Origin of the sequence: Enterobacter sp. 296B2 (genome assembly GCF_034106185.1) — a bacterium.
GTDB lineage: Bacteria > Pseudomonadota > Gammaproteobacteria > Enterobacterales > Enterobacteriaceae > Enterobacter > Enterobacter cloacae_N.
This window is the reverse complement of sequence record NZ_JAWNCA010000031.1, coordinates 1-18,283: the sequence shown is the minus strand read 5'-3', so window position 1 is coordinate 18,283 and position 18,283 is coordinate 1. Positions and strand designations below refer to the sequence as shown.

Below are 18,283 nucleotides of genomic sequence, written 5' to 3'. Positions count from 1 at the left end.
TTTACCCCTGGCGTCGCCAGCTTAACGTCATGGAGACGGAGTCGGCATAGCGCAGGGCGTGAAGTTTATCGATCTCTACTTCAGCATAAGTGACCCAGTCATGGTCGCGTGCGATATCGAGCACATCCTGAGTTAATTTCTCCAGCAGCGAGAAGCGGTTGTTTTCCACGTACTGAATGATGTTTTTGGTTATCGTGCGATAGTTCAGCGCGTCGTTGATGTCTTCGCTGGCCCGCGCTTTGTCTGCCGGGTAGTGGATAACCACATTAATAACAATATCCTGACGGTTGGCAATCTCTTCCTCTTTGATACCAATGAACGTGCGCAAGCGTAAATTTTTTATCCGAATAATAGCGTCTGGCTGTGACATTGCAGGTCATCTCCGTGTCAGTATTTCCGCCCATAATACATGAGAGCCTCGCAGGCACCCAGCTTCCTACAAGGTTAAATTTGCTGGATTTTTTGCATCGCGCGTTCGGTGGCCGGGCGGGTCCGGATACGCTCAAACCAGTTATTCACCGCCGGGTAAGACGCTAAGTCAATTCGGTGTTTATCATGCGTATTTACCCACGGCCAGCAGGCAATATCGGCAATGCTGTAATGGTCGCCCCCGAGCCACGGCGTTTTCTCCAGCCGCTGGTTCAGAACGCCGTAAAGACGCTGGGTTTCAACCTGATATCGCTCGATGGCGTAAGGAATGGTCTGCGGCGCGAAGGCGGTGAAGTGGTGGTTCTGCCCCAGCATCGGCCCAAAGCCGCTTGACTGCCAGAAAAGCCACTGCAGAGTGTGGTGACGCTCGCGCAATTCACCGCTCAGCAGCTTGCCGGTTTTCTCCGCCAGATAAAGCAAAATTTCGCCGGATTCAAACAGGCTCAGCGGCCTGCCTCCGTCCGCTGGCTGGCTATCAATAATGGCCGGAATTTTATTGTTCGGCGAGATAGCCAAAAACACAGGGTTGAACTGTTCGCCTTTGCTGATATCCACGCGAATGATCCTGTAATCCAGTTCGGCTTCTTCGAGAAAGAGGGTGATCTTATGGCCGTTTGGAGTAGGGGCGTAATAAAGGTCAATCATTTTCAACTCCTGTCAGTCGAATAGTAGTGCCATGACAAATGAGTATAGATGGTGGTTGTAAATCGTGAGTTTTCATCAAGTGACAGAGACGCAAAGAGATTATATGTTGAGTAAAAACCGATCAGCCGATGAGGATGTTATGAACCAGCCCGTAATTACGTTGTGGTCCGATGCAAATTTCTTTTCTCCCTACGTCATGAGCGTATACGTTTCGCTGGCCGAAAAGGGACTCTCCTTTACGCTGAAGACCGTCGATCTCGACGGTGGTGAACATCTCAAACCCCAGTGGCAGGGTTACGACCTGACGCGACGCGTGCCGGTGCTGGAGATCGATGGCTTTGCGCTGAGCGAATCGTCGGCAATTGATGAATATCTGGAAGATCGTTTTGCGCCGCCTGAGTGGGAGCGCATCTATCCTCACGATCTGCAAAAGCGCGCCCGCGCGCGGCAGATCCAGGCGTGGCTGCGTAGCGACCTGGTGCCGATTCGCGTCGAACGCTCCACGGATGTCGTGTTTGCCGGTGTGAAAAAGCCGGCGCTCAGCGCAGAAGGCGTCGACAGCGCGCAAAAGCTGATTGAAACCGCCACCTCGCTGCTCGCTCACGGTAATCCGAACCTGTTCGGTGAATGGTGCATTGCCGATACCGATCTGGCGCTGATGCTGAACCGTTTGATTCTCAACGGCGATGAGGTGCCTCAACTGCTGGTGGATTATGCGGCGTTCCAGTGGCAGCGGGCCTCCGTACAGCGCTATGTGGCACTCTCCGCTAAGCGCGCGGGCTGATAAGCCCTGACGCTTCAGGTATGATAAGGGCAGTTTTTTTACCTGGGAGTGACGGATGAAACTGATGTTTGCGTCGGATATCCATGGATCGCTGCCCGCGACCGAGCGAGTGCTTTCTCTGTTTTCGCAAAGCGGGGCGCAATGGCTGGTGATTCTGGGGGATGTGTTAAATCATGGGCCACGCAATGCGCTGCCGGAAGGCTATGCCCCTGCGCAGGTGGCGGAGAAGCTCAACTCCTTTGCCTCGCGCATTATCGCCGTGCGCGGCAACTGCGACAGCGAAGTGGACCAGATGCTGCTCCATTTTCCTCTTACCGCGCCGTGGCAACAGGTGCTGCTGGAAAACTGCCGGCTGTTCCTGACGCATGGGCATCTTTTTAGCCCGGACAATCTCCCTGCGCTCGCGGCTGGCGATGTCCTGGTTTACGGTCATACTCATATTCCGGTTGCTGAAAAACGCGGTGAGATCTATCACTTTAACCCGGGGTCGGTCAGCATCCCGAAAGGCAGATATCCTGCGAGCTATGGCATGCTGGATGGAAATACCCTGAGCGTTATCGCACTTAATGATCAGCAAGTTATTGCGCAGGTAGCGATTAATCCGTAAGTTACACCACAACTGCAAACGCGCCGAAAGAGCGCTTAGACGAGAAGGTTTCCCGATGGTGGAGCAGAATCATTTGGCAAGTACTGAATGGGTTGACATTGTCAGCGAAGAAAATGAAGTGATCGCGCAGGCGAGCCGCGAACAAATGCGTGCAGAGCGCCTGCGTCACCGTGCAACGTACATCGTTGTGCATGACGGCATGGGCAAAATTCTGGTCCAGCGCCGCACGGACACTAAAGATTTTCTTCCGGGTATGCTGGATGCCACCGCGGGTGGCGTCGTGCAGGCCGATGAAGTGCTGCTGGATTCCGCGCGTCGTGAAGCGGAAGAAGAGTTAGGCATCGCCGGGGTGCCGTTTGCCGAGCACGGTCAGTTCTATTTCGAAGACGAGCATTGCCGCGTCTGGGGCGGACTGTTTAGCTGTGTGTCCCACGGGCCTTTCGCCCTGCAGGAAGAGGAAGTAAGCGAAGTCTGCTGGATGACGCCGGAAGAGATTACTGCCCGCTGCGACGAGTTCACGCCAGATTCATTAAAGGCGCTGGCGCTGTGGATGACCCGCAACGCCAAAAACGAATCCGCTAAGCCGGAAAACAAAGCGGAAAAAGAGGAAGAGGCTGAGTAAGCCTTAACAGCTTTCCCGCAGGCACAGGCTGGACGCGATGGGTTTTTGGTCGCGCCAGTCTCCGTCATTCAGACGTTCCAGTAGCGCTTTTCCTGCCTCAATCCCAATCTTACGATGCGGTACCGCCATCGTCGTCAGCGGCGGCTGGCAAACGCGGCTCACGTCGCTATCACCAAAGCCCACGACTGCCAGATCGTCCGGCACTTTAATGCGTCGACGCTGACATTCATACAGCGCGCCACAGGCCAGCTCGTCTGATACGCACACCAGCGCATCCAGTTCCGGCCACGCCAGCAGGAACTCTGGCAGCTGTGCCGCGCCGGTCGAGAAGCTCGGCGGCATCGCCGCGTTAATCACCCGGTTCGGCGACAGATGATGGCGCAGCATCGCCTTGTACCAGCCCTGCAAATGCTGCTGGAAAATCCACTGCTCCTGGTTGGCGCACAGCAGGCCAATATTTTGGTAGCCGCGCCTGATCACCATTTCCGTCAGCTCAAACATGGCCGCCACGTTATCGATCCCGATATTCATATCGATCGGATCGGCGCGCATAGCACCCATCTCCATCACCGGAATCGACGAATTTTTCAGCCAGTGGCGAACGGTGTCGGTGTGCTCGACGCTGAGCAAAATCGCGGCGGCGATATTCGACGCCAGCAGCGTTTCGAGCAGTTTCTCTTCCTGTTCAAGACGATGCTGGGACTCAGCCAGCATGATCTGGTATCCGGCCGGCTGCAGCACCTGCTGTAGCCCGGCAAACATCTCTGAACAACCGGCTTCGGAAAGGTTGGGAACAACCATCGCAATCGTCCATGACGACGCCGATGCCAGTGCGCTGGCGGCGAGATTGGGCATATAGCCCAGTTCCTGCACCGCAGCTTCAATTTTTTCACGCAGTTTATCGGAAACCTGTTCAGGCGTGCGGAGTGCACGGGAGACGGTCATCGTGCCGACTCCGGCAAGCTGTGCGACATCAGCGAGCGTGACTTTTCCGGTACTGCGCCGTTTTCGGGTTAAAGACATACACCTTCCTGCTGACCAGACGCGTTCTTTTTCCTTCATTTCAGGTGACAGGCAGTATACGCCTTAAATCCCTTTTTTTGCTGTGATTTCACACGATGATGACAATTTGATAGCGCTATCACACTTCTGCATGTTAGTTATTGGTAGCGCTATCTTTGTGATCGCGATCGCAGTCAATGATTGATGGGTTGAATAAAGTTTGCCCATCTTTAGCGTTTAGCGGGAGGGAAAAATGCTCAAAAAGTGGATATATGATACAACCATTACGCTGCAGGATAGCGTTGAAAGCTGGCCGCAGGCGCTGGAGATGTGCGCGAAACCGCTGCTGGATCTGCAGGTGATTGCACCGGAATACGTGACGGCAATCATTCAGCAGCACCATACGTTAGGACCCTATTATGTGCTGGCACCAGGGCTGGCCATGCCGCATGCGCGGCCGGAGGAGGGCGCCAAAGGACTGGGCTTGTCATTACTAAAACTAAAACAGGGCGTCTCTTTTGGTGCCGGAGAGTTTGACCCTGTCGATCTGATTATTATGCTCGCGGCACCGGATAAACATAGCCATATTGAAATGATATCCGCACTCGCAGAACTATTTTCCAGCGACGAGGATATGGAGAAATTACATCAGGCGAATACCCTGGAGGATATTAAAACCATTATTGACCGCTTCTGATTTAATTCTTTAATCCGATTCTTCCCAACATTACGCGCCAGCGTGATGGGGCGTGCTCTACTCAAAATAAGGGGACAACAATGAAAATCATGGCTATTTGCGGTTCTGGCCTGGGCAGCAGTTTTATGGTCGAAATGAACATTAAAAAGGTGCTCAAAAAGCTGGACATTGACGCCGAGGTTGAACACTCCGATCTCTCCTCCGCCACGCCGGGCGCGGCGGACCTGTTCGTGATGGCGAAAGACATTGCGGCAAGCGCCAGCGTGCCGGAAAGCCAGCTGGTAGTGATCAACAACATCATTGATATCAACGAACTCGAAGCGCAGCTGCGCGCCTGGTTCGACAGACAATAACCCTGATAAGGCGAGGTGGATATGTTTATCCTTGAAACGCTGAATTTCGTTGTCGATATTTTAAAAGTCCCTTCGGTGCTGGTGGGGTTAATTGCGTTAATTGGTCTTGTTGCGCAGAAAAAATCTTTTTCAGATGTCGTAAAAGGCACAATTAAAACGATTCTCGGCTTTATTGTGCTGGGCGGCGGCGCCACGGTGCTGGTGGGGTCGCTAAATCCCTTAGGCGGCATGTTTGAGCACGCCTTTAATATCCAGGGCATTATTCCTAACAATGAAGCGATAGTGTCGATAGCCCTGGAAAAATACGGTGCCTCGACCGCGCTGATCATGGCCTTCGGCATGGTGGCGAATATTGTCGTCGCGCGCTTTACCCGTCTGAAGTACATATTTCTGACCGGGCACCACACGTTTTATATGGCGTGCATGATTGGCGTGATCCTCACCGTGGCGGGCTTTGAGGGCGTGGGGCTGGTGTTTACCGGCTCGCTGATCCTCGGCCTGATTATGGCGTTCTTCCCGGCCATTGCGCAGCGCTATATGAAGCGTATTACCGGCAACGATGAGATTGCATTTGGCCATTTCGGTACGCTGGGCTACGTGCTGTCCGGCTGGATTGGCAGCAAAGTCGGCAAAGGCTCCCGCTCCACCGAAGAGATGAACCTGCCGAAGAACCTGAGCTTCCTGCGCGACTCTTCGATCTCCATCTCCCTGACCATGATGATTATCTACCTGATCATGGCGGTGAGCGCCGGACGCGAGTATGTCGAGTCGACCTTCAGCGGCGGTCAGAACTACCTGGTATACGCCATCATCATGGCGATCACCTTCGCGGCGGGGGTGTTCATCATCCTGCAGGGCGTGCGCCTGATTCTGGCAGAAATCGTCCCGGCCTTTACCGGCTTTTCGGAAAAACTGGTCCCGAACGCGCGTCCCGCGCTGGACTGCCCGGTGGTCTATCCCTATGCGCCAAACGCGGTGCTGATTGGCTTCCTGTTCAGCTTCCTGGGGGGGATTGTGGGGTTAATCATCTGCGGCCAGTTCAACTGGGTGCTGATCCTGCCGGGCGTGGTGCCGCACTTCTTCACCGGCGCGACGGCGGGCGTGTTCGGTAACGCCACCGGCGGACGCCGCGGGGCAATGATAGGCGCCTTCGCCAACGGCCTGCTGATCACCTTCCTGCCGGTTCTGCTGCTGCCGGTACTGGGCGCGATTGGCTTTGCTAATACCACCTTCTCGGATGCCGATTTCGGCGCGGTCGGTATTGTGCTGGGTAACCTGGCGCGCTTCCTGTCGCCGCTCGCCATCACCGGGCTGGTTGTGGCGCTGTTCGCACTGCTGGTGGCGTACAACGTCTTCGCGAAAAACAAACCTGCTGGCGGTAACGCGCAGGAAAACACCGGAGCCAAATCATGAATGAGAACGAGATAACTGAACTGGCGCGCCAGATCCGCCTTGAGACGCTGAAATCGCTAACGCAGCTGGGCTTTGGGCACTACGGCGGCAGCATGTCGGTGGTCGAAACACTGGCCGTGCTGTACGGCGCGGTGATGAAGATCGACCCGGCGGATCCGGACTGGCCGGAGCGCGACTATTTTGTGCTGTCGAAGGGCCATGCGGGCCCGGCGCTCTACAGCACCCTGGCGATTAAGGGCTACTTCCCGATGGAGGAGCTGAGCACCCTGAACCAGAACGGCACGCGTCTGCCAAGCCATCCGGACCGCCTGAAAACGCGCGGCGTGGACGCCACCACCGGCTCGCTCGGGCAGGGGATCTCCATCGCTGGCGGCATGGCGCTGTCGCACAAGCTCGCGGGGCGGCCGAATCGGGTCTTCTGCATCGTCGGTGACGGCGAGCTGAACGAGGGTCAGTGCTGGGAAGCCTTCCAGTTTATCGCCCACCATCGCCTCAACAACCTGACGGTGTTCGTCGACTGGAACAAACAGCAGCTCGACGGCGAGCTGGACGAGATCATCAGCGCGTTCGACCTGGAAGGGAAGTTCCGCGCCTTTGGCTTTGACGTATTAACGGTGAAGGGGGATGACGTTCCGGCGCTGCTGGAGGTGACTTCAAGGGTACCGGAGGCCGATGCGCGTCCGCGGGTGGTGATCCTCGACAGCATCAAAGGGCAGGGGGTGCCGTACCTGGAACAGCTCAGCAACTCGCACCACCTGCGGTTGACCGCGGAGAGCAAAGCGGCCCTCAACGAGACGATTTGCCAACTGGAGGCTTCACATGATTAAGGTTGCACCGGCAGGACAGAAAGACGCCGTTGAGATGCGTAAGGTCTACGCGGGCTTCGTAGCAAAGCAGATTGAGGCCGGCAGCGAGATTATCGCCCTGGAAGCGGATCTGATGAGCTCGATGGCGATGGACGGCGTAGCGCGCGATTATCCGCAGCACGTGATTAACTGCGGCATTATGGAGGCCAACGTTATTGGCACCGCGGCGGGGCTGTCGCTCACCGGGCGTAAGCCATTCGTTCATACCTTCACCGCGTTTGCCAGCCGCCGCTGCTTCGACCAGCTGTTTATGTCCCTGGACTACCAGCGTAACAACGTGAAGGTGATTGCTTCAGACGCGGGCGTGACGGCCTGCCACAACGGCGGGACGCACATGTCGTTCGAAGATATGGGCATCGTGCGCGGTCTGGCGCATTCGGTGGTGCTGGAGGTCACAGACGCGGTGATGTTCGAGGACGTGCTGCGTCAGCTTATCGACCTCGAAGGCTTTTACTGGGTGCGCACCATCCGCAAGCAGGCGCCGAGCGTCTATGCGCCGGGCTCGACCTTTACCATTGGCAAAGGCAACGTGCTGCGCGAAGGCAGCGATATCACGCTGATTGCCAACGGCATCATGGTGGCGGAGGCGCTGGAGGCGGCGCGCCAGCTAGAGCAGGAGGGGGTCAGCGCGGCAGTCATCGACATGTTTACCCTGAAGCCTATCGACCGAATGTTGGTGAAAAACTACGCCGAGAAAACCGGGCGCATCGTCACCTGCGAAAACCACAGCATTCACAACGGCCTGGGGTCGGCGGTGGCGGAAGTGCTGGTGGAAACCTGCCCGGTGCCGATGCGTCGGGTGGGCGTTAAGGAGCGCTACGGTCAGGTTGGGACGCAGGATTTCCTGCAGAAGGAATATGGTCTTACTGCGCATGACATTGTGTCGGCGGCGAGAGAGCTGCTGTAAATAAAAAAGGCGACCGGTTAAGTGGTCGCCTTTTTTGCCGGATGGCGCTTCGCTTATCCGGCCTACAAAACCATAGGCCCGGTAAGCGCTAGCGCCACCGGGCTTTTTAACTACTGCTGCTGCGAAGACTGGATCGCCGTCAGCGCGATGGTGTAGACGATATCGTCAACCAGCGCACCGCGGGACAGGTCGTTCACAGGCTTGCGCATACCCTGCAGCATAGGCCCGATGGAGATCAGGTCTGCTGAACGCTGTACCGCTTTGTAGGTGGTGTTACCGGTGTTCAGATCCGGGAAGATGAACACGGTCGCGCGACCTGCAACCGGCGAGTTCGGCGCTTTGGATTTCGCAACGTCAGCCATTACCGCGGCGTCGTACTGCAGTGGGCCGTCGATCATCAGATCAGGACGTTTTTCCTGCGCAATGCGGGTCGCTTCACGCACTTTCTCTACGTCGCTACCTGCACCAGAGGTGCCGGTGGAGTAGGAGAGCATCGCTACGCGCGGCTCGATACCGAAAGCGGTCGCGGAGTCTGCGGACTGGATAGCGATCTCAGCCAGCTGTTCTGCGGTAGGATCCGGGTTGATTGCGCAGTCGCCGTAAACGTAAACCTGTTCAGGCAGCAGCATGAAGAACACGGAGGAGACCAGAGAGCTGCCCGGTGCCGTTTTGATCAGCTGCAGCGGTGGGCGGATAGTATTCGCGGTGGTGTGAACCGCACCGGAAACCAGACCGTCAACTTCGTCCTGCTCCAGCATCAGCGTGCCCAGCACCACGTTGTCTTCCAGCTGCTCGCGCGCAACGGCTTCGGTCATGCCTTTGCTCTTACGCAGCTCAACCAGACGGGCAACGTAGCTTTCGCGAACCACTTCAGGGTCAACGATTTCGATGCCAGTGCCCAGCTCAACGCCCTGAGACGCCGCTACGCGGTTGATCTCATCCGGGTTGCCCAGCAGCACGCAGGTCGCGATGCCGCGCTCTGCACAGATGGCAGCCGCTTTAACGGTACGTGGTTCGTCGCCTTCTGGCAGCACAACGCGTTTGCCCGCTTTACGCGCCAGCTCGGTCAGCTGGTAACGGAAGGCCGGTGGAGACAGGCGACGGCTGCGCTCAGAGGTGGCAGTCAGGGATTCGATCCAGTCTGCGTTGATGTAGCCAGCAACGTATTCCTGAACTTTCTCGATACGCTCGTGGTCATCAACCGGCACTTCAAGGTTGAAGCTCTGCAGGCTCAGGGAGGTCTGCCAGGTGTTGGTGTTCACCATGAAGACCGGCAGGCCAGTGGCGAAAGCGCGTTCGCAAAGCTTGCTCACGCGTGGGTCCATCTCGTAGGCACCGGTCAGAAGGATGGCGCCAATTTCCACGCCGTTCATCGCCGCCAGGCACGCTGCAACCAGCACGTCAGGACGGTCAGCGGAGGTCACCAGCAGGGAGCCTGCGCGGAAGTGTTCCAGCATGTGCGGAATGCTGCGCGCACAGAAGGTCACGGACTTCACGCGGCGAGTGTTGATATCGCCTTCGTTAACGATGGTAGCGTTCAGGTGACGCGCCATATCGATTGCACGGGTGGCAATCAGATCGAAGCTCCATGGCACCGCGCCCAGAACCGGAAGCGGGCTGGATTCCTGCAGCTTAGCCGGGTCAACTTTGATGACTTTCGCTTTGGAAGAGTCGTCGAAGATTTCAGACAGGTCAGGGCGAGTACGGCCCTGCTCATCCACTGGCGCGTTCAGTTTGTTGACGATCACGCCGGTGATGTTGGTGTTTTTCGCGCCGCCGAAGCTGCTGCGCGTCAGTTCGATACGCTCGTTCAGCTGTTCCGGGGTGTCAGTGCCCTGAGACATTACGAAAACGATCTCTGCGTTCAGGGTTTTCGCGATTTCAAAGTTCAGAGACTGGGCAAACTGGTGTTTGCGGGTTGGAACCAGACCTTCTACCAGCACCACTTCTGCGTCTTGCGCGTTAGCGTGGTAGTTAGCGATGATCTCTTCCATCAGCACGTCTTTCTGGTTGCTGGAGAGCAGAGATTCAACGTGGCTCATCTTCAGCGGTTCAGCCGCTGGCAGATTGGAGTTTTTGCGAACGATGGTGGTCGTCTGGTCTGGCGCATCGCCACCGGCACGCGGCTGGGCGATTGGCTTAAAGACGCTCAGACGAACGCCTTTGCGTTCCATAGCACGGATCACGCCAAGGCTGACGCTGGTCAGGCCGACGCTGGTTCCGGTAGGGATCAGCATAATAGTACGGGACACGGTTTATCCTCTTTCGTTACCGCCGATATTGGGCGGGTTACAAAACAGCACCGCCAGCATTGCTGGCGGTGTGGAATCAGGCAGTCAGGCGATGCGCGTCTTGCGCGATGACCAGCTCTTCGTTAGTTGGAATAACGATTGCCGGACGGGTGCCTTCTTTGTTGATGAAACCAGACTTGCCGAAGCGAGCAGCCAGGTTACGCTCGTGATCAACGTCGAAGCCCAGAACGCCCAGTTTGCCCAGGGACAGTTCACGAACCATTGCCGCGTTCTCACCGATACCGCCGGTGAAGATCACCGCGTCCAGACGACCGTCCATCAGTGCAGTGTAAGAGCCGATGTACTTCGCCAGACGGTGGCAGTAAACGTCCATTGCACGTTTAGCGTCAGCTTTCTCAGCGTAGTTGTCTTCAACATAGCGGCAGTCGCTGGTGACTTCGGTCAGACCCAGCAGGCCAGACTCTTTGGTCAGCATTTTGTTGATGTCGTCAACGCTCATGCCCAGGGTGTCGTGCAGGTGGAAGATGATCGCCGGGTCGATGTCACCGGAACGGGTACCCATCACCAGACCTTCCAGCGGGGTCAGACCCATGGAGGTATCAACACATTTACCGTTGCGGATAGCAGAAACAGAACCACCGTTGCCCAGGTGGCAGGTGATGATGTTCACTTCTTCAACAGGTTTGTTCAGGATTTTTGCGGCTTCCTGAGTCACATAGAAGTGGCTGGTGCCGTGCGCGCCGTAGCGACGTACGCCGTGCTCTTTGTACAGGCTGTACGGCAGGGCATAGAGGTAAGACTCTTCCGGCATGGTCTGATGGAACGCGGTATCAAACACGGCCACGTTTTTGTCTTTCAGATTCGGGAAGGACTTCAGCGCTTCAGCGATACCAATCAGGTGCGCCGGGTTGTGCAGCGGAGCAAAAGAGGCAGAGTCTTTGATGCCCTGGATAACAGAGTCGTCGATCACGACGGAGCTGGTGTATTTTTCGCCGCCGTGGACGATACGGTGACCAATCGCAGTCAGCTGAGCAGACAGTTCTGGTTTTTGTGCCAGAATAGTGTTAACGATAAAGTTCAGCGCTTCACTGTGAGCGGCGCCTGCACCTAAAGCCGCTTCTTGTTTGCTGCCGTCCATCTTCCACTTGATACGTGCTTCAGGCAGATGGAAACATTCGGCCAAACCAGAGAGGTACTCGTCACCGTTGAGCGCATCGATGATGGCGAATTTCAGTGAGGAGCTACCGCAGTTCAGAACCAGTACTAACTTACTCGACATGGAAGTACCTATTATTGATACGTGGCTAAAAAAACGTCAGTGAGTCTAACAGCGTAACGCATGATGACTCAGACATTTATGATTAACATCATGGCAAACGAACATTCTGGCATGATGAAAGAAATAACTATGATTTTATGCCATTTTGCACAATTTTCAGCCAATGGCATAATATGCGATAATTTGACGAGTTAATGCTTCTCGTCTATGGCCCTATCAGGCTGGCACAGGATACCCGATACGGGGTAGCGATGACAAAATATTTTGAACGTTGTCATAGCCTGTTGTGGTTTTGCACAAAAATTTTAATTTTTATATGTGAAGTTGAGGTACAGCCATGTCGACACCCGAAATCCCGTCCGTGAACTTTTTCAGTCTGTTTCGTCGGGGACAGCATTACGCAAAGACGTGGCCAATGGAAAAGCGCCTTGCGCCAATGTTTATTGAGAATCGCACCATCCGCGCTACGCGCTATGCGATTCGCTTTATGCCTCCGGTTGCCATCTTTACCCTGTGCTGGCAAATCGCCCTCGGTGGACAGCTTGGCCCTGCCGTCGCGACGGCGCTCTTCGCGTTAAGCCTGCCGATGCAGGGGCTGTGGTGGTTAGGTAAACGCTCCATCACGCCGCTTCCGCCTTCTATTTTACACTGGTTTTATGAAGTGCGTGGAAAACTGGAGGAGGCCGGGCAGGCGCTGGCCCCGGTTGAAGGCAAGCCGGATTACCAGGCGCTGGCGGACACGTTAAAGCGTGCTTTTAAGCAGCTGGATAAAACATTCCTCGATGACTTGTGATTGATCATCGAAACGACTAACAAAAGAAGGCACAGTAACAAACCGTTACCGTGTCTTTTTTTTACAGTGCAATGCGCTACAGGAGTCGAAAGATGGAAATGACCCATGCTCAACGTCTGATTTTGTCTAACCAGTACAAGATGATGACTATGCTTGATCCCGATAACGCTGCGCGCTACAGCCGCCTGCAGACCATCGTCGAACGAGGGTTCGGTTTGCAAATGCGTGAACTGGACCGCGAATTTGGCGAGCTGAAAGAAGAAACCTGCCGCGTCGTGATCGACATTATGGAGATGTACCACGCCCTGCATGTGTCCTGGACGAATCTCAAAGACCAGCAGTCCATTGACGAACGCCGCGTCACCTTCTTAGGCTTTGATGCAGCGACGGAAGCGCGCTATCTGAGCTACGTGCGCTTTATGGTGAACACCGAAGGGCGTTACACCCACTTTGATGCGGGTACGCACGGTTTCAACGCCCAGACCCCTATGTGGGATAAATACCAGCGTATGCTGAGCGCATGGCACGCTTGCCCGCGCCAGTACCATTTAAGCAGCAACGAAATTCAACAAATTATTAATGCCTGACGGAGGTGCGTGTGCAGTGTAAAGGTTTTCTGTTTGATTTGGACGGTACGCTGGTGGATTCGCTGCCGGTTGTGGAGCGCTCGTGGTGCCACTGGGCCGACCGGCACGGCATCGATCATCAGGACGTGCTGAATTTTATCCATGGCAAACAGGCCATTACCTCATTGCGGCACTTCTTAGCGGGGCGTTCTGAGGAGGAGATCCAGGCGGAGTTCAAATACCTGGAGCAGATTGAGGCCACCGATACCGAGGGCATTACCGCGTTGCCCGGGGCGCGCGAACTGCTTGAGCATCTGAATGAAGCGCAGATCCCGTGGGCGATTGTTACCTCCGGCTCTGTTCCGGTCGCTCATGCCCGCCATAAGGCGGCCGGCTTACCGAAGCCAGAGGTGTTCATTACGGCAGAGCGCGTCAAACGCGGCAAGCCGGAGCCGGATGCGTTTCTGCTTGGTGCAGAAATGCTGGGCTTCGCGCCTGCAGAGTGCGTGGTGGTGGAAGATGCGGCCGCTGGCGTGCTGGCCGGGCTGAACGCCGGTAGCCACGTCATTGCCGTAAACGTTCCGGCGGGGTCCCCACGCCTGGACGAGGCTGACTTTGTGATTAATTCCCTGACGGCGCTGGCGGTGTCAAAAGCACCCGATGGAGTTGTAACCGTCTCGCTAAAAATGTAATCCCATGATATAGCCCCACGCTGCTGGGGCTTTTTTATGGCAGAATTTCTCATCTTCCACTGACAAGGATAGGTTGTGAACGGTGAACTGATCTGGGTTCTGAGCCTGCTTTTAATCGCCATTATTCTCTTCGCCACAGGCAAGGTGCGCATGGATGCCGTTGCCCTGTTTGTCATTGTCGCGTTTGTGCTGAGCGGCACGCTCACGCTACCGGAAGCCTTCTCCGGGTTCAGCGACCCCAACGTTATCCTGATTGCCGCCCTGTTTATCATTGGCGACGGCCTTGTGCGCACTGGCGTGGCGACCATCATGGGCGCGTGGCTGGTCAAGGTGGCCGGCAGCAGTGAAACCAAAATGCTGATCTATCTGATGCTGACGGTCGCCGGTCTGGGGGCATTTATGAGCTCAACGGGCGTGGTCGCCATTTTTATCCCGGTGGTGCTGAGCGTCTCCATGCGGATGCAGAGCTCGCCGTCGCGCCTGATGATGCCCCTGAGCTTTGCCGGTTTGATCAGCGGTATGATGACGCTGGTGGCGACGCCGCCGAACCTGGTCGTCAACAGCGAGCTGCTTCGGGAAGGATTTCAGGGCTTCAGCTTTTTCAGCGTCACCCCGCTTGGGCTGGTGATTCTGGCGATGGGCGTGATCTATATGCTGCTGACCCGTTTTGCCCTGAAAGGCGACAAACAGGATAAGAACAAAGAGGGGTGGAAGCGACGTACCTTCCGCGATCTGATCAGGGAGTACCGTCTCTCCGGGCGGGCGCGCCGTCTGGCCATTCGCCCCGGCTCGCCGATGGTTGGCCAGCGGCTCGACGACCTTAAGCTGCGCGAGCGTTATGGCGCGAACGTAATTGGCGTAGAGCGCTGGCGCCGTTTTCGCCGGGTGATCGTCAACGTTAACGGGGTATCGGAATTTCGGGCGCGAGACGTCCTGCTGATCGATATGTCTACCGCGGAGGTGGATCTGCGTGAGTTTTGCAGCGAACAGCTGCTGGAGCCGATGGTGCTGCGCGGCGAGTATTTTTCCGATCAGGCGCTGGATGTGGGCATGGCCGAAGTGTCGCTGATACCGGAATCGGAACTGTTGGGTAAAACCGTGCGTGAAATGGGGTTCCGTACCCGCTATGGCCTGAACGTCGTGGGGCTGAAGCGCGATGGCGTGGCGATGGAGGGGGCCGTCGTCGATGAGCCGATCCTGCTGGGCGATATCTTTCTCGTCGTCGGCAACTGGAAGCTGATAAGCCAGCTCGGACAAAAAGGACGTGATTTTGTAGTGCTCAACATGCCGGTCGAAGAGAGCGATGCGTCACCGGCGCACAGCCAGGCACCGCATGCGATTTTCTGTCTGGTGCTGATGGTGGCGCTGATGCTGACCGATGAAATCCCTAATCCGGTCGCGGCCATTATCGCCTGCCTGCTGATGGGGAAATTCCGCTGTATTGACGCCGAAAGCGCGTATAAAGCCATTCACTGGCCGAGCATTATTCTTATCGTCGGGATGATGCCTTTTGCCCTCGCACTGCAAAAAACCGGCGGGGTGGATCTGATCGTAAAAGGCTTGATGGACGTGGGCGGTGGGTATGGTCCGTACATGATGATGGTCTGTCTGTTTGTCATGTGCGCCACGATCGGGTTGTTTATCTCCAACACCGCGACGGCGGTGCTGATGGCGCCTATTGCGCTGGCGATGGCGAAATCCATGGGCGTGTCGCCGTATCCGTTTGCGATGATGGTCGCGATGGCGGCGTCCGCGGCGTTTATGACGCCGGTTTCTTCGCCGGTTAACACGCTGGTGCTGGGGCCGGGGAATTATAAGTTCAGCGATTTCGTGAAGCTGGGCGTGCCGTTCACCGTACTGGTGATGGTGGTGTGCGTGGTGTTAATTCCGGTTTTATTCCCGTTCTGAGAACATCGCCGGGTGGCGGCTGCGCCTTACCTGGCCTACATGACGCGTAGGCCCTGCAAGCACAGCGCCGCTGGGCAAATAGTTAAAGCGGTGAATCCTGGCTAATCTCGTCCAGCGACAGATGGAAGCTCGGTACAAATACCTGCATGAAATAGTCCATCTCTTCGCTGCGGCGGGATTCCAGCGTTTTTTCCAGACGCGTTTTAGCCAGTAAAAACTCATTATTGCCCGCAGACAGCTCTTCCAGACACTTCAGATAGGCGCACAGCGCGTCGGCCTGCTTGACCAGCGACTTTTCCTCTTCCGTATACTGATGCTCGTCGATGAGCGGTTCAAAGATATCGCGCAACTCTTCGGGCACCATCTCGATAAGTTTGTGCTGGGCAATCTTCTCGATAGCCTTATATTCCTGTGCAATCTGCGAGTTGAAATATTTCACTGGCGTAGGCAGGTCGCCGGTCAGCACCTCTGATGCGTCGTGGTACATCGCCAGCAGAGCGATGCGCTCGGCATTCACCTGCCCGTTAAATTTGCGGTTCTTAATAGCAGCCAGCGCATGAGCGACCATAGCAACCTGCAGGCTGTGCTCAGACACGTTCTCTGTACGTACGTTGCGCATTAGCGGCCAGCGGTTGATCAGTTTCAGGCGGGAGAGGTGGGCAAAGAAATGGCTCTGACTCATAGGTTACCTTTTGTCTTCACTGCGACAGGACTTCATTGTGCGGGGAGGGGAGGGAAGATGCAAATCAGGCTACCGAAGTAGCCTGATTTTAAGATTACTGATGGTACCCAGAGAGGAATCGCCCGAAGCGGCTGATGGCCATTTCGAGATCGTCTTCGCGCGGCAAGGTTACGATACGCACGTGGTCCGGCCACGGCCAGTTAAACGCCGTCCCCTGAACCAGCAGCACTTTTTCCTGCAGCAGGAAATCGAGCACCATTTTCTGATCGTCATGAATATTGAAGCGCTTCGCGTCGATTTTAGGGAACATATACAGCGCCCCGTTCGGCTTCACGCAGGAGACGCCCGGAATATCGTTGATCAGTTCCCATGCGCGGTTACGCTGTTCGTACAGGCGACCGCCAGGGACAATAAACTCGCTGATGCTCTGGTATCCGCCCAGCGCCGTCTGGATCGCGTGCTGCGCAGGCACGTTAGCGCAAAGACGCATCGACGCCAGCATCTCAAGCCCTTCAATATAGCCTTTAGCGTGTTTTTTCGGGCCGTTCAGCACCATCCAGCCCTGACGGAAACCGGCCACGCGGTAGGTTTTAGACAGGCCGTTGAAGGTGACGGTCAGCAGGTCCGGGGCCAGCGCGGCGATAGAGTGGTGTTGTGCCGCGTCATAGAGGATCTTGTCGTAGATTTCGTCAGCGAAGATGATCAGGTTGTGCTGGCGGGCGATCTCCACGATCTCCATCAGCAGCTCTTTTGAATAGACCGCACCCGTTGGGTTGTTCGGGTTGATGATCACAATCCCACGCGTGCGAGGCGTGATTTTCGCGCGAATGTCATCCAGATCCGGGAACCAGTCAGAAGATTCGTCGCAAAGATAATGTACCGCTTTACCGCTGGAGAGTGATACGGCAGCCGTCCATAGCGGGTAGTCCGGCGCGGGAACCAGCATTTCGTCGCCGCTGTTCAGCAGCGCCTGCATGGCCTGAACGATCAGTTCGGAGACGCCGTTGCCAATGTAAATATCTTCGACGGTAACGTCACGCATACCGCGCGCCTGGTAGTGCTGCATAATGGCTTTACGTGCCGAGTAAAGTCCCTTTGAATCGCAATAGCCTTGTGCCGTAGGCAGGTTGCGGATCACATCAACCAGAATCTCATCCGGCGCGTCAAAACCAAATGGCGCGGGGTTACCAATGTTGAGCTTCAGAACCTTATTGCCTTCTTCTTCAAGGCGTTTTGCCTCTTTCAGAACCGGGCCACGGATGTCATAACAGACGTTATCTAGCTTGCTGGATTTTTCGATAGGGGACATGAACCTTTAACCTTTTCGCTATTATTGCCACTCCCTGCCGTGGAAGTCAGCACGGAATAATGTACTCCCCCCTCGCTCCGTTTTGAAGGGTGTACAGGAGAAGATTTTGTGCACGATGCGAATTTCTGATGAATCTATTTGGCTGGTCGTTGACGATTTTGCGGACTTAACGTATTGATCTGGTCGCTGTTTAAGGTTAATTATGCTGTATAATTCTATTAATTATGTATATTGTTCTGATGTAAAATAAATGGCGCTCAGGAAGGAGACAGAAGTCACGCTAAGTGACTTTTCGTAAAACCTGAGTGTTGGAAAAATCTTGCAGTAATAGCCCGAAGCGGCTAAAAGTTAATCATGTGAAATTAATGTTAAGTGTTATTAATGAATGGCTTTAATCAAAATTAAAATTTATTTATTATTAGCGAACAAAATGCAACTTTAGTTAATTTTAATAAAATTAGTTGAGAAGCTTAACAA

Annotated in this window: 19 protein-coding genes; 12 read left to right on the top strand and 7 right to left on the bottom strand. The window is 55.4% G+C overall.

Annotation, left to right across the window (positions count from 1 at the left end):
- Position 1: 1 nt before the first annotated feature.
- Positions 2-370 carry a dihydroneopterin triphosphate 2'-epimerase gene (gene folX / locus URZ40_RS19185; RefSeq protein WP_116338540.1) on the bottom strand — a complete coding sequence of 123 codons (369 nt, stop codon included), beginning with the start codon at positions 368-370 and terminating at the stop codon, positions 2-4.
- A 74-nt stretch (positions 371-444) separates the two neighbouring features.
- A complete protein-coding gene (gene yfcG, locus URZ40_RS19180; RefSeq protein ID WP_116338542.1) occupies positions 445-1,074 on the bottom strand; it encodes a GSH-dependent disulfide bond oxidoreductase in 630 nt (209 codons plus the stop codon).
- Between the two features lie 139 nt (positions 1,075-1,213).
- Between yfcG and yfcF the strand changes: the two genes are divergently transcribed.
- The 3 genes from yfcF to yfcD are packed head-to-tail and all read left to right on the top strand — an operon-like array spanning position 1,214 to position 3,087.
- Positions 1,214-1,858, top strand: coding sequence for a glutathione transferase (gene yfcF, locus URZ40_RS19175; RefSeq protein WP_116338544.1), 645 nt, complete (start codon positions 1,214-1,216; stop codon positions 1,856-1,858).
- A 55-nt stretch (positions 1,859-1,913) separates the two neighbouring features.
- Positions 1,914-2,465 carry a phosphodiesterase gene (yfcE, locus tag URZ40_RS19170; protein WP_320720992.1) on the top strand — a complete coding sequence of 184 codons (552 nt, stop codon included), beginning with the start codon at positions 1,914-1,916 and terminating at the stop codon, positions 2,463-2,465.
- Positions 2,466-2,520: 55 nt separating this feature from the next.
- Positions 2,521-3,087: an NUDIX hydrolase YfcD gene (yfcD, locus tag URZ40_RS19165; protein ID WP_006811396.1), complete on the top strand. Its 567-nt coding sequence runs from the start codon at positions 2,521-2,523 to the stop codon at positions 3,085-3,087.
- A 3-nt stretch (positions 3,088-3,090) separates the two neighbouring features.
- Here the strand turns inward: yfcD and URZ40_RS19160 are convergent, their stop codons facing one another.
- Positions 3,091-4,110: a LacI family DNA-binding transcriptional regulator gene (locus URZ40_RS19160; protein ID WP_316379328.1), complete on the bottom strand. Its 1,020-nt coding sequence runs from the start codon at positions 4,108-4,110 to the stop codon at positions 3,091-3,093.
- A 232-nt stretch (positions 4,111-4,342) separates the two neighbouring features.
- Here URZ40_RS19160 and URZ40_RS19155 point away from each other — a divergent pair, with 232 nt between their 5' ends.
- From URZ40_RS19155 to URZ40_RS19135, 5 genes are all read left to right on the top strand, one after another.
- Entirely contained in the window at positions 4,343-4,786 is a 444-nt protein-coding gene (locus URZ40_RS19155) for a PTS sugar transporter subunit IIA (protein ID WP_316379329.1), read from the top strand.
- An 80-nt stretch (positions 4,787-4,866) separates the two neighbouring features.
- Positions 4,867-5,139, top strand: a complete 273-nt coding sequence (locus URZ40_RS19150; protein ID WP_116338550.1) for a PTS sugar transporter subunit IIB — start codon at positions 4,867-4,869, stop codon at positions 5,137-5,139.
- Positions 5,140-5,160: 21 nt separating this feature from the next.
- Entirely contained in the window at positions 5,161-6,552 is a 1,392-nt protein-coding gene (locus URZ40_RS19145) for a PTS ascorbate transporter subunit IIC (RefSeq protein WP_116338552.1), read from the top strand.
- The gene (locus tag URZ40_RS19140) at positions 6,549-7,379 is read left to right on the top strand and encodes a transketolase (protein WP_320720991.1); all 831 of its coding nucleotides are present in this window, start codon (positions 6,549-6,551) and stop codon (positions 7,377-7,379) included. Before URZ40_RS19145 ends, URZ40_RS19140 begins: the two co-directional genes overlap by 4 nt.
- The gene (locus URZ40_RS19135) at positions 7,372-8,325 is read left to right on the top strand and encodes a transketolase family protein (protein WP_045259691.1); all 954 of its coding nucleotides are present in this window, start codon (positions 7,372-7,374) and stop codon (positions 8,323-8,325) included. Before URZ40_RS19140 ends, URZ40_RS19135 begins: the two co-directional genes overlap by 8 nt.
- A gap of 110 nt (positions 8,326-8,435) precedes the next feature.
- Here the strand turns inward: URZ40_RS19135 and pta are convergent, their stop codons facing one another.
- Positions 8,436-10,577 carry a phosphate acetyltransferase gene (pta, locus tag URZ40_RS19130; RefSeq protein ID WP_116338558.1) on the bottom strand — a complete coding sequence of 714 codons (2,142 nt, stop codon included), beginning with the start codon at positions 10,575-10,577 and terminating at the stop codon, positions 8,436-8,438.
- A gap of 76 nt (positions 10,578-10,653) precedes the next feature.
- Positions 10,654-11,856 carry an acetate kinase gene (ackA, locus tag URZ40_RS19125; protein WP_116338560.1) on the bottom strand — a complete coding sequence of 401 codons (1,203 nt, stop codon included), beginning with the start codon at positions 11,854-11,856 and terminating at the stop codon, positions 10,654-10,656.
- A gap of 337 nt (positions 11,857-12,193) precedes the next feature.
- On the opposite strand from ackA, the gene yfbV reads away from it, so the two are divergent.
- From yfbV to URZ40_RS19105, 4 genes are all read left to right on the top strand, one after another.
- Positions 12,194-12,649: a terminus macrodomain insulation protein YfbV gene (yfbV, locus tag URZ40_RS19120; protein WP_061097539.1), complete on the top strand. Its 456-nt coding sequence runs from the start codon at positions 12,194-12,196 to the stop codon at positions 12,647-12,649.
- Between the two features lie 92 nt (positions 12,650-12,741).
- Positions 12,742-13,236: a YfbU family protein gene (locus URZ40_RS19115; RefSeq protein ID WP_163330273.1), complete on the top strand. Its 495-nt coding sequence runs from the start codon at positions 12,742-12,744 to the stop codon at positions 13,234-13,236.
- 11 nt (positions 13,237-13,247) lie between these two features.
- Positions 13,248-13,907, top strand: coding sequence for a sugar phosphatase (locus URZ40_RS19110; RefSeq protein WP_166711872.1), 660 nt, complete (start codon positions 13,248-13,250; stop codon positions 13,905-13,907).
- A gap of 75 nt (positions 13,908-13,982) precedes the next feature.
- On the top strand, positions 13,983-15,815 hold the full coding sequence (locus URZ40_RS19105) for an SLC13 family permease (protein WP_116338566.1): 1,833 nt from the start codon (positions 13,983-13,985) through the stop codon (positions 15,813-15,815).
- A gap of 82 nt (positions 15,816-15,897) precedes the next feature.
- Here the strand turns inward: URZ40_RS19105 and yfbR are convergent, their stop codons facing one another.
- The gene (gene yfbR, locus URZ40_RS19100) at positions 15,898-16,497 is read right to left on the bottom strand and encodes a 5'-deoxynucleotidase (protein ID WP_116338568.1); all 600 of its coding nucleotides are present in this window, start codon (positions 16,495-16,497) and stop codon (positions 15,898-15,900) included.
- Positions 16,498-16,591: 94 nt separating this feature from the next.
- Positions 16,592-17,806: an alanine transaminase AlaA gene (alaA, locus tag URZ40_RS19095; RefSeq protein WP_111962578.1), complete on the bottom strand. Its 1,215-nt coding sequence runs from the start codon at positions 17,804-17,806 to the stop codon at positions 16,592-16,594.
- Positions 17,807-18,283 lie beyond the last annotated feature (477 nt).